Annotated in this window: 12 protein-coding genes; 2 read left to right on the top strand and 10 right to left on the bottom strand. The window is 69.0% G+C overall.

Features of this window, described 5'->3' with window-relative positions; translation table 11 throughout:
- Positions 1-208 precede the first annotated feature (208 nt).
- The gene (locus tag ACIBAF_RS21560; protein ID WP_399464853.1) at positions 209-1,165 is read left to right on the top strand and encodes a DUF6615 family protein; all 957 of its coding nucleotides are present in this window, start codon (positions 209-211) and stop codon (positions 1,163-1,165) included.
- A 692-nt stretch (positions 1,166-1,857) separates the two neighbouring features.
- Here the strand turns inward: ACIBAF_RS21560 and ACIBAF_RS21555 are convergent.
- Positions 1,858-4,434, bottom strand: coding sequence for a GIY-YIG nuclease family protein (locus tag ACIBAF_RS21555; RefSeq protein ID WP_399464852.1), 2,577 nt, complete (start codon positions 4,432-4,434; stop codon positions 1,858-1,860).
- 389 nt (positions 4,435-4,823) lie between these two features.
- On the opposite strand from ACIBAF_RS21555, the gene ACIBAF_RS21550 reads away from it, so the two are divergent.
- Entirely contained in the window at positions 4,824-6,107 is a 1,284-nt protein-coding gene (locus ACIBAF_RS21550) for an MFS transporter (protein WP_399464851.1), read from the top strand.
- Between the two features lie 554 nt (positions 6,108-6,661).
- On the opposite strand, the gene ACIBAF_RS21545 is transcribed toward ACIBAF_RS21550, so the two are convergent.
- From ACIBAF_RS21545 to ACIBAF_RS21505, 9 genes are all read right to left on the bottom strand, one after another.
- Entirely contained in the window at positions 6,662-7,696 is a 1,035-nt protein-coding gene (locus tag ACIBAF_RS21545) for a SpaA isopeptide-forming pilin-related protein (RefSeq protein ID WP_399464849.1), read from the bottom strand.
- Positions 7,697-7,757: 61 nt separating this feature from the next.
- On the bottom strand, positions 7,758-8,252 hold the full coding sequence (locus ACIBAF_RS21540) for a hypothetical protein (protein WP_399464848.1): 495 nt from the start codon (positions 8,250-8,252) through the stop codon (positions 7,758-7,760).
- 37 nt (positions 8,253-8,289) lie between these two features.
- On the bottom strand, positions 8,290-9,156 hold the full coding sequence (locus tag ACIBAF_RS21535; RefSeq protein WP_399464847.1) for a DUF317 domain-containing protein: 867 nt from the start codon (positions 9,154-9,156) through the stop codon (positions 8,290-8,292).
- Positions 9,157-9,189: 33 nt separating this feature from the next.
- Positions 9,190-9,822 (bottom strand): HAD-IA family hydrolase, encoded by a 633-nt coding sequence (locus ACIBAF_RS21530; RefSeq protein WP_399464845.1) that lies wholly within the window; start codon positions 9,820-9,822, stop codon positions 9,190-9,192.
- Positions 9,819-10,976 (bottom strand): MFS transporter, encoded by a 1,158-nt coding sequence (locus tag ACIBAF_RS21525; protein ID WP_399464844.1) that lies wholly within the window; start codon positions 10,974-10,976, stop codon positions 9,819-9,821. The genes ACIBAF_RS21530 and ACIBAF_RS21525 overlap by 4 nt, the downstream gene beginning before the upstream one ends.
- The gene (locus ACIBAF_RS21520; protein WP_399464985.1) at positions 10,973-12,196 is read right to left on the bottom strand and encodes an ATP-grasp domain-containing protein; all 1,224 of its coding nucleotides are present in this window, start codon (positions 12,194-12,196) and stop codon (positions 10,973-10,975) included. Before ACIBAF_RS21520 ends, ACIBAF_RS21525 begins: the two co-directional genes overlap by 4 nt.
- Positions 12,197-12,287: 91 nt before the next feature.
- Positions 12,288-12,440 carry a hypothetical protein gene (locus ACIBAF_RS21515; protein ID WP_399464843.1) on the bottom strand — a complete coding sequence of 51 codons (153 nt, stop codon included), beginning with the start codon at positions 12,438-12,440 and terminating at the stop codon, positions 12,288-12,290.
- Positions 12,437-12,613 carry a hypothetical protein gene (locus tag ACIBAF_RS21510; protein WP_399464842.1) on the bottom strand — a complete coding sequence of 59 codons (177 nt, stop codon included), beginning with the start codon at positions 12,611-12,613 and terminating at the stop codon, positions 12,437-12,439. The genes ACIBAF_RS21515 and ACIBAF_RS21510 overlap by 4 nt, the downstream gene beginning before the upstream one ends.
- Positions 12,614-12,645: 32 nt before the next feature.
- Complete coding sequence (locus ACIBAF_RS21505) at positions 12,646-13,785, bottom strand: MFS transporter (protein WP_399464983.1); 1,140 nt, start codon at positions 13,783-13,785, stop codon at positions 12,646-12,648.
- Between the last annotated feature and the right edge of the window lie 28 nt (positions 13,786-13,813).

Genomic DNA, 13,813 nt, shown 5'->3' with positions numbered 1-13,813 from the left:
GGCTGTTTCCGGGAAGGTCGTCTACGTTGACATAGTTCTACGCGCGTTGGCCAGTCTTTCCCGGCTCTTTCCTGTCTGCCCCGGGCGAACTGCTGTCCGTCGACATCTGTAGGATCTCGCGCCCCATGTCGGAATCTCACGTCCGATGTCGTACGGATGTCGGCTCGTTGAGACGCCACAGGTCGGGACGGTTGGAGAGGGTGCGCTCGTGGCGATCGAGAGCTTGCAGGCATTGTGTACCGCGATGGACCAGGTTGCGCTGGATACGTGGCGGCGGTTGGAAGACAGCCGACTTCCGGGTCGCCGCTTCGACGAGACGAGCGTTACGGATAGCAACCTCGACGCGTTGAGGACTCAAGTACCCGGGCTGTTGATCTGGCAGAGCTCCCAGTCGAACGAGCGGGAGACAGGGGCTGACTGGGAGTGGTGGATCGGAGACGATGATGCAGGGTGGCTCTGTGTCAGGATGCAGGCCAAGCGCGCCTACGAAGGGGGCACCTATGCCCAGTTGCGACATGGCGGGACCGCGGAGGACACGTTTCAGTACGACACGCTGATTCGCGGCTGCGACCCCGCGCAGGGTCGCTATCCGTTCCATGTGTTCTACAACGGCTGGCCCAAAGGGGAGTTCCACCCGGGAACGCACTGGGCGGTACCTGCATATTGGAACGCCTGCCCCAACATGCAGGACTATGACAAGTGCGGCCACGCCGAGCCCAGACATTACGGCTGCGCCATCGCGTCGAGTCATTACGTCAAGCATGTGTGCGAGGCTAAAGGTCGCTCCAAGTATTCGGTTGTGGAGCACCTGTCCCAAGCGGTGCCCTGGTCGTATGCCTTCGGGTTTCCGCCGCACAATTCGAACCGAGAAGAACGTTGGGATCCCCAGATCGACCGCGGTGACTGGCTCGATCGTGTCCACGGCACCCTGGAGGTTCTCAGCGAAAGGGGCGGAGCGAGCGGCGCCCGCGACGCGTCCGGGCACCTGCACCATATCCCGATCGACCGTAATAGGCGGATCTTCGATCTCCCGAGCTACGTGCAGAGCATGCGGAGGATGGCTCCTGGCTTCTTCGATCCTGGCACCGAGGAAGAGGTTCCCGCCGCGCCTCGTACGGTGATCGTGAAGCGGCAAGCGAAGCGAAGCCGCAGCCGTCGGCGCTGAGCTGTCCTATGCGCCCTCGGCCGAGCGATGGCGAGCGTTCCGCTGGTACAGTCCGCGACCGCAGCGCACGGGCAGGGTGCAGTGGGGCCGCCGTTGCTCGCCAACCGAGGTTTTCGAGGATCGTGAACGCGATCGGCACGAGCTCCCCGGCCTGCAGGCGGGACCGCGCCGGGCCCATGGGCCAGGATGCGCCACCGTTTGGGCGCCTGGCGTCGGTGGTCGTCACTAGTGAGGCAGTTCCGTGGTGGACCCCCCGGGGGGCGTCACTAGGAATCCGCCACTGCGGTGAGACCGATCATCCCGACATGAGGTGAGACTGTCCGCACAGCACCGGGTCAGCGCGATCTCATACGACACGAGCCGCGAGAACCTACAACATCGAAGTTGGTCCAGGAAGACGCTGACCTGCAGGGACAAACTTCATTGGCAGATGATCGAGTAAGACCTCCCGCAGCGCCAGTGCCGCGAGTATGGCGACTGAAGGGGTGGCAGGGACAGTTCCCCGGAGGGAGGATTCGTCGACGGACGGCAGTTTGTCCTTGGGGGTGACGTTAGTCGCTGGAGTCCCGCTGACCTGCGCCGACCGGGATCGGTTGGCAAAAGAACTTGCCGGGTTTACTTGGGATCTGACAGAGATTCAGTGCGTGCGCTGGGATTGGTCACGTCGAGCTGGCTCCTGTGCCTCACGGTGTTCAGGATCGGTCTCGGCGCACGTTCCTGCGCCGTCGTTCGAGTTGGGGGAGCCAGCGCTCGGGCGGCTGGGGATCCGTGGCCGCTACCGCCCACCCGTCTTCTTCTTGAGGGTTCCGGGGCGCCCAGCTGCGCGGTGGGTCTAGTGCGAGGACGTCCCTGATGAGTGTTCCCATGGCGTCGGGGATGTCCCGGTCAAGGTCGTTCAGCAGGAGAGGAATTCCCAGCGGGCCCCGTCGGATGGCTGCCGACCGGTAGGTGACCTGGCAGAAGGCGTCCGCTTCGAAGACGACGCCGCGGGCGTCGGTCGGCCCCTCTTCGTCCGAGAACCAGATCAGCCGGTCGCCGGCGACCAGGCGTTCCCGACCGTGGAGCATGCCGTTCCGTGCGGTTTTTTCCCTATTGAGGAATGGAACGGGGTCCTCGAATGCACCGGGATCGTTGTCGCTGATGCCAGCCACATGCCCGGGGTCGCGCGTGGCGTGAATTTCCAGTAGATCACCGTCCGCGTGGGCCTGCCAGAAGTCGAGGACCTCGGCGGACGAACTGAGCAGATGGGGGTATGCCGTGAGCGCGAACAACTGCCCGGCCCTCAGGGGCAGGACGACTCGGTCGTCCGCGCGCAGGCGATGAATGGCAGGTGTCGGCTCCCAGGTGGTGATCCCGGTTGCCTCACCCTGGCAATGGCGGATCGCCTCGATAGCCGTCTCAAGGGCGACGCGGAAGAATTCCCTGTCTGCGTTGACCCGTTGGGCAGTGAGGACGCGATGGACAGCCCGTTCCACGTCTTCAGGGCGGGATGAGAGAGCCCTGAAGAGTACCTCGTAAGGGAAGGGGACCGATGTGCCGTACAGCTCCTTCGCGCGGTCCTCTGCGAGCCGGTCCGAGTAGCCGATCTTGAGCATGTCCGGGAAGGCAGGGTTCCGCTGGACGTACACGAACCCAGTCGTCCGAGGGGGAGGCAGGGGAGTCCTGGTGCGCGTCTCCCGCGAGCCGCTGGACCGCTGGCGCCTCTTGGTGCTTCTGGAGAATCCAGAGAGCTCGACCGGCGGGTCGGCCGTCAGCGCTACGACCCCGCCTTCGAGGTCGCGATAGGACGATGCGGTGATGTGGCGCCCCGAGGAATAGTGCTCGACCTGTGCGCGAGGAAGACGCAGCAACGCCTCCGCGAGCGGCTCAATCCCCTCACGCTCGTCGTGGTCCCTGTCACGGGCGCCCGGCAAGGATCGTGTCAGTGCCTCGATGGCCCCTTCCGTGACCAGGCCAGCGAGTTCCGGGCCGATGGGAGCGTACAGCGTGCCCAGGTGGGTGGACTCGATGTCCCATTCGTCTTGCTCGTGGTGTGATTCGGCATAGAGGTCGATGGGGACGCCCGAGCTCTTCGCTATGAGGAGCAGCTCGCAGGCGTGGGCTGGGTTGTCCAGGTCGAAGACGAAGTGAGCGCGCATACCCAGGGACTCCGTTCTGGGCTTGCGGCAGATGAGCAGAAGTCGACTCGCGTGTCCGGGATCCCTCTCGAAACCGAGGGGCAACACTCCCTCGCTGAGTGCGGCGCGGGCGGCCTCCGTCTCCTCCCCGGTTCGCACGATGATGCTCCACCAGGGCAGAGGGCCGTATGTGCCGTGTACCGCCTGGGGGTCGGGGACGCAGGAGCTGACGGGGTAGCTGTCTCGGAAGTGGAACGACCGGTTCAGGAAGGTCAGGATGCAGGCTTCCTGGAAGCGCTCCTGCTGTGTACGGGGCCGTAGCAGGTCGCGCTCGGCGGCGCTTAGGCAACCCATCGCCTCGGCGAGCGCCTCGAGTTGCTCGTCGATCAGGTCCAAGGCGCGGGTGATGACCGACCGCTGAGCATAGTTCAGCTGGAGGTGGCGGATCGCCTCGCGAAAGTACCCTCTAGCTGCGGTGCAGCTGGCCGCCTGTGAGCCCAGCTCCCAGAGATGCCTGACACCGCGGGCTGGAAACTGCTTCATCCATAGCTCTTGTGCCTCGTGGCCTTTCCCGATTAGGACACGTGACACGACATGCTGGACACGAGTATCGGGCTCCGTTTTCAGCCGGGACCAGACGGTGTCGGAGCACGCCTCCAGGGGTGCGAGTGAGCGAGGCACCACAGCTTCTACGGTGCGAGAGGCTTCCACGCCCCAGTGCCGGGCCAGGTCTCTGACTACCTGGGCAGTGGTGGCCGCGCGGGAACGCCGACGGAACCAGTGGTCCAGGAGAAGGGCGTACGCGCTTTCCAAGTCCTCGGCACGCAGGCCGAGGCCGGACAGCAGGACGGAACCCGTTACTCCGTCGTATTCCACACGCTGGCGGACATGCTTGACCAGGCTGGCGAACTGATCTGTGTCGGGCTTGGGATCGGCGAAGACCGGGTGTTCGGCCAGGAGTCCGGTGATGTGCGCGGTAGATCGGCCACGCGCGTCCAAGACGGCGATCTGCAGAACCAGAAGGGCCCGCATCAGATCCAGATCGCTCGTGTCGCCGACGATTCGCGCCGGATCTAGCAACGGGTGGCGGCCGCTGGAGGTGGCGATCCTCGTGTAGATCTTCTGGATCCACTGCTCGCGCAAGTCAGTCAAGCCAGTAGTGGAAGGCACAGCTCTAATCCCCCTGTTGACACGGACGAGAGTGGAACCCTCTCCGAGATCCGTAACGGAGACCGTCCCACCTCACGGAAGCGCTTCTGGCGCATGGTGCCGTTGATCTACTGGATCTGCGGGCGACCTTGCAGACGCCGTACCCGTGAGCTCTGGTGTCTGGGAGGGCCAGGGCCAGGGTGCTCATCATCCTTGGCTGTCGCATTAGCGGAGTGTATGAGGTGCCACTGACAAGACCTGTGCCGACAGGACATGGTGCCGCGGCTGACTTTTTGAAGGGGGTGCTCAGGAGTTCTCGGGTGCCCACGAGATATCCACAGGCGCCGGAAATCCCCTGGGGCGTTGTCGGTGTCGGCCTCTAGCGTCGTCCCATGAGTTACCGCGACGTCGCCTCGAGGCAGGTCCTGATCTGGTCCTGTACCACCGTCGGCGCCCGCATGCCGGTGGCCATGGCCCCGTTGGCCCTGGTCTTCCTGGTGCGCGAACGTCCCGGTGGCTACTCCCTGGGCGCGATCCTCGCGGCGGCCTACGTCATCGGCGAGATCATCGGCGCCCCCGTCCTCGGGATGCGCCTACGCCCCGACCGCGCCCGAGTTCACCTGGCCGTCGGGCTCGCAGTCGGAGCCGCCGCCTTCGCGGGCCTCGGGGTGTTCCCCGACGCGCATCCGGCGGTCCTCGCCGGGTTTGCGTGTCTCGCCGGTGCCGCCCCGGCCGCTGCCACCGGTGGCCTGCGCACGCTGCTTACCGTGCTCGTCCCGGAGCGCGCGACAGCGCAGGCGCTGTCCGTCGAGTCGATACTGACGGCCGGCATCTGGGCCGTCTCCCCGGCCGCGGTTGCCGGTCTGGCCCTCGGTGCAGCATCGCCTGCCCCGCTGTTTCTCGGTGCCGCCCTGATGGCGTCGTCGGTCGCGAGCCTGTGGCTGCTTCCGGCCAGTTGGGGCGCGGACGACACGGGCGGCGAGGACCGGACGAGCGCGTCGCTGCTGCGGCTCCTGACCGGCGCCTGGCCGGTGTACGTCACGGGCGCAGCCAGTCTGGCCCTGCTCGGTCTGTCCGAACTCGTGCTGCCGGCCCTGCTCGAACAGCGCGGAGTCGGCGTCGGCTGGTCCGGTCCGCTGCTTACCGGAATGGCCGTGGGCGGGGGGCTCGGCGCCTTCGTCCACGGTCTTCGGTCCTGGCCCGGGAGGCTGCGCACCCGCAGCCTGGTGTTGATGGCCGGGACATCGGCGTGCGTGACCCTCGCGGCGCTAACGCCTCACCCGGCCGGGATCGCCGCCGCGCTGGTCGTGGGGGGCACACTCCAGTCGTGTGCGATGCTCACCCGCAACCTGTCCCTGCGCGAGGCGCTTCCGCCGGGCGCTCTGGCCGCAGGTTACTCCCTGATGTACGCGGCGGCGGGTGCAGGCTACGCGGCGACAGGGTCGCTCGCCGGTGCCCTCCTCAAGGCGGTGGCACCGTCCACGGCCATCCTGGCCGGAGTCGGCCTCACCCTGGTGCTGACGGGGGTCGGCTGGTGGGGCGAGGCGCGCCGAGCCGGCCGTTCAGCGCCGGGAGCCGACACCGCCGAAGCCCTCGGCTCCGCCTCTTGCACCCCCGTCGCCTCCGGCCCGCAAGGTCCGGCAATAGGCGGTCGGAGTGACGCCGAGCGCCTTTAGGTGCTGCCGCATCGACTGGGCCAGCCGTGCCGAACACCAGCAACCAGGCCCCCAACCTGAACACAGTCGGGGTTCCGTCGTGCGTGATCCCCGGTCGTACGGCCTGTGGGCCTACGAGTGTGGAGGGGCTCTGCGGGGGCGTCCGACGTGTCCAGCCGCGGTTGGTCACTCGGGACGGCCCTGCTTGGTCCGGTGGCGGAACAGGCAGGGGCCAGTACTCGGTGTCTCGCTTGCCCTCCAGCGCGGCGAGCAGGACGTCCTCGGACAACTGCAGGGCCGGGGCGTAGCGCAGGAGCTGGGAGGGTGTGACGGGGGCCCCTCGAGCCGGGCGGTGACCAGAGATTCGGGGAGGATGGCTTCCTCGGCGAGCTGGGCGCTGCTCATGCCGAGGTTGCGGATGCGGTGGTACAGCAGGCTGGCTGTAAGGAACACGCTGCGCCCACTCAGCGCTACGGAAACGCGCTTCCCCCAAGCCCCACGATTGGCGCAAGAGCATGGATGCGCGCCAGGCCCCCGGGACTCGGTCCCAGGGGCCTGGCATGGGGGAAGGCCGGTCAGTTCGTGTCGGCGTTCTCGTCCGGCTCGGGCTCGGAGCCCGTACGGCGACGCGCGGCGACAATCGCGCCGATGCCGCCGACGAGCATGAGTCCGGCACCGCCGAGGATCCACGGGGTGGCGTCGGCGCCGGTGTGGGCGAGCGAACCGACCGGAGTCTTCGGTGACGCGGGATCCGTCCCGTCCGCTGACGAGATGACCGAGGTGTCAGTGTCCGGTGTGCCGGTGGCCGGCGGATTGGACGGGGACCCGCCAGAAGTGCTCCCGGCCGGACTGTCCGTGGGCATCGACGGGTTAGCGGTCGGCTGGTCCGTCGGCTTCTCGGTGGGCTTGGGCGTGGTGGCGGTCTTGGTGTTGGTGACGGTCACGGTGACCGGGGCGCCGGGTCCGGCAGTAAAAGTCTTCACGGGCTTGGAGAGTTCGTAGCCCTTGGGGGCCTTGACCTGCTTGACCCAGAACTCGGCCTTGCGGCTGGGCACAGCGAGTTCGCCGGTGGCGGTGCCCTTCGGGCCGGTGGTGAGGGTGAGCAGGGTCTTCTCGCCGGTGCCGATGTTCACGGTGGCGCCGGGCAGGAGCTTGCCGGTCTTGTTGTCCTTGGCCTTCAGCAGAACCTGGGCGGGCTTGAACGGGTCGACGATCGTCAGGCGGGCGGTGGCGCCGGGGGTGACGATGACGTCCTGGTCGGCGATGACATCGTGGAGCGGGCTGCCTGAGGTGGTCTCCTTCAGCCGGTACACGCCGGGGGCGAGACCGGTGAAGGTCAGCTGCCCCTGGGCGTCGGTGGTGCCGCTGCCGGTCTCCTGGCCGGCGGCGTCGAGGAGGAGGAAGGCCGCGCCTTCAAGGATGTCGCCGGCCGGATCCTTCTTGACAATGCCGATGCTGCCCGCGTCGGGCTGGGGCGTGTCGGTGACAGCAGCGGAGGGCGTCGGCTCGGTCGGCTGGGCAGTTGCGGTCGGGGCCCAGGTGAGGGTGCTGGTCACCGCCGCGGCGACGGCGGCGGCAACGGGAAGGCGGCGGGCAGGGGTGATGCGCAAGCAGGAACTCCTTAACGAAGAAGAGGATGACGAAGGGGCGGCAGCGCGGGGCTGCGACGGTTCAGCGGGAGCGAGTGCCGCTGCGGGCGGTCGGCGGTGACGGGGCCTTCCGGGCGGTGCGGCCCGAGGTACGTGACGGCGCGGGCGTCTTCCAGGCGCCGGGGAACCAGACGGAGACGTACTGCTCGATGGCGTTGCGCAGTCCGTCTGTGTGGGCGTGTTCCCAGGGCACCCAGTCGGGACGGTCGCGAAACTCCTGGAAGGTGCCGTACCCCGATTCCCTCGGACTGCGGCCCTGAGATGCGTCGCGGTGGTCGAAGGTCTTGTGATCCTCGAACCGCAGCACCGCAGCGTCGAGTTCGCCTCTGTCCTGGTGGATGGTGGCCAGGCGCAGGCCGTTGTACTCGTCTGCACGGATGGTCCGGGCGAAGTCGATTCGCAGCCTCAGCGGGCCGCCGGGAACGGGGGTCGCGTAGTAGGTGCTGCCGACAACTCCTGCCTCGGTGAACGGGAGCTTCAGGTGCTCCATGAAGAACTCGCGGGCGTACAGGGCCAAGCGGATGCCTCCGGTCGGACGGTGAGGTGGCAGGTGGTCAACGGCCGGGGCCGGGCAGAGCGGGCCGGCTGGTGGTACTCCAGCGCGGGACGCTGGAAGCAGGAAGGGCGGCCGGGCGGCGGGCGGCGGCACGCTGGACGTCGAGCGGTGTCGGGGCCGAGGACCGGGGTGGGATGACCGGGGTGAGCTGGGCCATGCCCTTCACGTAGCTGTACGTTTCCTCCCGCCAGCGGGGCAGCGGCGCGGGATCGGACACGCACTCGGTGACGGCCTTGATCAGGGCCACGGGGGTGTCGGTGCTGGCGGTGGCGTACCAGGCCGGGCGGTCGATCGAGGTGCCGGCCCACAGCTGCCAGCGGGCGTCGCGGGTGGTCAACTCCGTCTGCGGGTTGAGGCGTCCGGTGGTGAACTCCAGCCCTGCGTAGCCGTCGGGCGAATGGATCGCGAAGACGCCCCACCGGGGGTGGTCGATCTGCCAGCCGCGGTTGATGAGTGGTACGGCGGCGAGGAACGGGTCGCGGTCCGTGCTGCCCGGCTTCGGCGTCGCGAGGTAGGCGGTCGGGCCCTGCTCGTACGCCTTGGCGAGCGCGGTGGTGAACGCGGTGACGAACTCCGTCGGGCAGGAGTCGTTGAAGCAGACGCCCCAGGCCGGCGGGCCGAAGGGATCGCTGTAGGCGTTGATGCGCCACAGTCCGTCGTCCTCGCCTTCGGGCAGGTAGCCGAGGCGGACCTTGCGGTCGGGTGCGTGGACGTAGGCGTTGCCGAGGTCGTCGTTCTCCAGTTCCCAGCCGAGGTCGAGAAGGGGCGCGAGGGCGGGGTCGCCGATCCCGGTGGTGCCGGCGAGATAGCGCGGGGAGACGTAGACGTCCCCGTCGATGGTGTGTAGGTCGTCGTGGGTTGGCACGCGGGTCCTGAGAGGTAGGCGTTCGGGGTCGGGTCAGCTGGTGCGGGGCAGCAGTGCTGCTTCCAGGTGGGCGGGCTGGCCGGTGTAGTGCTGCGTGCGCAGCCCGAGGCGTGCGGCGGCGCGGCAGTTGTCCGCCCGGTCATCGACGAACAGCACGCGCTGCGGGTCTGCGGCGCCGGTGGCGTCCATGGCCTGTCGGTAGGCGGCCGGGTCCGGCTTGCACACCTGCAGCCGGGCTGAGTACAGGGCCTGGGTCATCAGCTCGCGGCACCAGTCGTGGGTGTCGAGGACATCGCTGAGCGGGTGCGGGGCGTTGGACAGCAGCACCATCGGCAGCCCGAGCTGGTGGGTGCGTCGTAGGACGGAGACAACGCGGTGGTCCACCTGAGTCCACATGGCGGTATCGGCGGCGCGCAGTTCGCGCAGCATGCGCGGGCCGGGGTGGTAGCCGAGTACGCGGGCCCAGTACGCCAGGTCGCTCAGCTGGCCGGCGTCGTACGCCTCGCGGGCGTTCCAGAAGGCGTTCTGGAACGAGGCGATGTCGTCGGGCCGGTTGGCGAGGCGGGCGAGGTGACGCCACTGCTCGGTCTCGGGTTGGATGCCGATGACGCCGTTGTAGTCGAGGATCACAGCGTCGAGGGCGGAATTCGCGGTGGTGAGGGTCAAGGGGTGGGTTTCTCCAGGGCTCGATGGGACAGCGCTGCGACGGCGGCTGCGAGCAGGGCGGGCAGCAGCAGTGCGGTGGACAGGGTGGTGACGGTGGCGAGGGCGCCGATGAGGGCAGGTCCGGCGAGCAGGCCCAGGTAGCCGGTGACGGCGACCGTGGCCACGGCCCGTGGGCCGCCGACTCCGGCAGCCGTGATCAGGCAGGGAACGGTGATGGACAGGCCGAGCCCGAACAGGGCCCAGCCGGCCAGCGCCAACGGCGTGCTAGCGGTGACGACGCCGGTGGCAAGCCCGGTCCCGGCGAGGATCGCGCCGACCCGTACGACCGAGGGGGTGCCGAAGGCTGTGGTGAGCCGGTCTCCGGTCAGGCGTCCGGTGGCCATGGCCGCGCTGTAGAGGGCGAACGCGGCTGCGCTCACGGCCGTTGAGGCATCCAGGCTGTGCAGGTGGACGGCGGCCCAGTCGGCTGCCGCTCCCTCCCCCAGCAGGCACGAGGCGGCCAGTGCGCCCAGCAGCCACAGCTTCCCGGAGGAGACTGCCGGCCGCGCCTCGCTCTGCCCGGGGCCGGCGGGTGCAGCTGGTTGATCCGTGCCGTTCAGGGAGAGGGTTGCGGGGGCGGCAGCGAGCGCGGCGCATGTGAGGGCCAGACCGGTGGCGAGGAAGAGGGTGTTGTGCGCAATGTGGGCGGTGACGGCTGCCAGGGCGGCTCCTACGAGGGCGCCGATGGAGTAGGCGGCGTGGAGCGAGGACATGATGGGTCTGCCTGCGGCGTTCTGGCAGCGCACCGCCGCGGAGTTGACGGCCACGTCCAGCACACCGTGCGCGATACCGAACGCAAGGGCGGCGGTGAGCAGGGACGGCAGGCTGTCGCACCGGCCCAGGAGGGCGAGGCATCCGGCAAGGCCGGCGGCGCCCGAGGTGAGCAGGGCAGGAAGGCGCTCTGGCTGGGCAAGACGGCCTCCGGCCTGCAGTCCGGCGACCATGCCGAGCGCGGCGGCCAGCAGCACCAGGGCCAGGTGGGCGGTGTTCAGGTGGGCGGCCTGCTGAACGGCCGGCATCCGGGCGCCCCAGATGGCCATCACCACGCCGAGGCCGAGAAAGTAGCCGGTCAGCAAGCCACGGCTGCGGCGGTCCGTGAGGAGTGCCGTCTTCATGTGAGGGGATCCACCCTCGTGCCCTGGCCGTTCTGGTGGGGCGCCACGTCGAAGGTGAGGGCGCGCAGCGCCTCCTGGCCGCGGTGCCGGGCGTCTTCGGCGCAGGGGCCTGTGGTGATCAGGAAGCCGATTCGGGCGGAGAACAGGTCTCCCTCGGACGGGAGCAGCAGCCGGTCGCCGACGCTGCGCTGGAAAGAGATCTGCTCCATCCACGGCGGCCGGGGACCGTCGAAGCGGAGGGCTGTCAGGGTGCCGGAGGTCTCGGGATAGATCATGTGGATCGCGGCGGCCGAATTCCGGGTGGGGGTGAGGTCGGGGGCGCGGTCGCAGGCGATGTCGGCCGCCGCACGGGGCAGGTCGATGCCGGTGGCGAGGCGCACCAGATGGCCGATCAGGTCCCCGGCTATGCGGCCGTTGACCTCGATGAGCCGGGGCCGGTCGTGCACCAGGCGCATTTCGACGTGGCTGACGCCGTCGGTGATGCCGAGCGCGTCGATCGCGGCCCGCGCCGCCGGGGCGGCCACGTCGATCAGCGGGTCGGACGCGTCGACCGAGTGGGCGAGTTCTTCGAAGAACGGGGGTGCGCTGAGGGTCTTGCGGGTGATGGCGACTACGGTGGTCTGGCCCCGGTAGGTGACGCATTCGACCGAGACCTCGGGTCCGTCGAGGTATTCCTCGACCAGCACGCTCGTGCTCTCCGTCCCCAGGCCGGCGGCTCGGGCGGCGAAGTCGTAGGCGACGGTGACCTGTTCGGAGCTGTCCACGCGGATTACGCCCATGCTCGCCGCGTGCGCGGCGGGTTTCAGGACGACCGGGTAGCCGATCCGCTCGGCCGCGGCATGCGCCTCCTGGCGGGTGCGCACGCTCACCGATGCTGTCGAGGGGACACCGTGGCGGGCGAACAGGCTCCTCGCGGTGGCCTTGTTGCGGCATGCCTGCATCACCTCGGGCGCCGTGGTGGGCAAGCCGAGCTGGCGAGCGAGGCGGGCGACCGGGACGAGGTACCACTCGGTCCAGGTGAACACGCCGGCCAGTTCGTAGCGGTCGGCCAGAGTCCGGCCGGCGGCGGACAGCGCCGCCTGGTCGGTGGGGTCGGGCACGACCACGCAGTCTCGGATGAACGGCACCTCCCACGAGGGTTCATCACTGGTGATCAGGAAGACGTCGTAGGCGGTGGCCACGGACTCAAGGCAGTAGCGGCGATACGACTCGGCTTCCATGTCGGCCGCGGCCACGACCAGGACGACAGGGCGGTCGGACAAGAAGGCTCCTCGGAGGATCTGGGGGCGGATGGGGTGTGCTGGCTGGTGGTCACGGGCTGCGCCGACGGCGGACCTCGATGGCGCAGGCACACTCCGGGTGCGCGTCGAGCAGCCGTCTCGCGTAGAGCGCGGTGTAGTTGTTGGTGAGGCCCTTCACGCCGTGCGGGTGGCGCCAGCGCAGGGCCTCGAACAGCGCCTTCATGCCGACCCGTGTCGCGCCGGTCGCGAGGCGCTGGACGAAACGAGCTGCTCCAGAGCCCGGTCCACCCAGGGGTGTTGGGAGTCGAAGGCGTGGAACTGCTCGGTGATCGTCGGCCGCACACCGTGGTGCGGGAGGTCGAGGCCGGGCAGTCCGGTCGGCGTGATGGTGCACATGAGCGACGAAGGCTCCTTCCGTACCGGGAGGGTCAGGCCAGCGATGTGCGCAGCGCGGGCAGGGTGCGCAGGCGCGCGAAGGCGACCGCGAAGCCGAGGGCCTGCAGGACGGCGGCAACGGTGATGGCGTGCCCGAGCTGCGCTGGTGGCACGGCCGCGACGAGCAGGCCGGCGGCGGGGAAGGGCAGCAGGAGCAGCAGGACCGTCACGGCGAGGGTGCTGCCGAACACCTCGGGCGGGATCAGACGCGATCGCAGGGTGCGCAGGACGACCGTGAGGCTCCCTTCGCCGGCCATCACGATGGCGATCAGCAGGAGGTAGCCGCGGTAGGTGTCGGCCTGGGCGACGGCGAACGTCGCTGCAGCTGCGACCGTGGCAGCCACCGCGCCGACCAGCCACAGGCCCCAGCGGTCGATCGCCCTGCGGGAGGCGGTGATGGCGAGCAGGGAGGCGGCAGCTGCGGCGGACCAGATGAGTCCAACATCCGCGCTGGAGTGGTCCATCTCGGTGACGATGACAACCGGTACGGCGGCCTGCAGGAGGGCCATAGCTCCGTTGGAGACGACCAGGCCGCCCACCAGCCAGGCGAGCGCCGGCAGCGAACCCAGCATCGCCCAGCCCGCCCGCAGCCCCCGCTTGGCAGAGGCCACGCCGACCGGCGCCGTGCGCACGCGGGAACCGAGTGCAGCGGCGAGGAGAGAGAAGCTCGCGAGCGTGCCGAGCATGGCCGCCGGTCCGCCGTGATCCAGAAGCAGGCCGCAGACCGCTGGCCCGGCCAGAGTGGCGGTCTGGTCGATCCCTAGCAGGACGGACTGCACCCGGTGCGCCCTATCGCCGGCCTTCCGGCTTGCCTCACTGCCGACCGTTTCAGCCGCTACGAAACTGAACTCGGTGAGTACACCGGTCGAGGCGGCGAGCAGCATCACCGTGACCGTCGCGGCCAGCGTTCGGGCTTCGAGGGCCGTGAGAACGGCGGCGGAGGCGAGCACGAGTAGGGCCCGCGCGAGGCAGGCGGCACGGAAGACGCGGGCCGTGCCGTAGCGGTCGACGAGGGTGCCGGCCACGGTGAACGCCCCTATCCTCGGGATCCACTCCAGCGCGAAGGCCAGCCCGGTCAGGGCCGCCGATCTGGTGGTGGCCAGGACGAGCAGGGGGATGCCGTAGGTGGTCATCGCGAAGGCGGCGGCATCCGCCCCGCGC

The organism is Streptomyces sp. NPDC051677, assembly GCF_044453465.1.
Classification (GTDB): Bacteria; Actinomycetota; Actinomycetes; order Streptomycetales; family Streptomycetaceae; genus Streptomyces.
The sequence above is the reverse complement of the archived record's forward strand: the minus strand, read 5'-3'. Positions and strand labels throughout refer to the sequence as shown.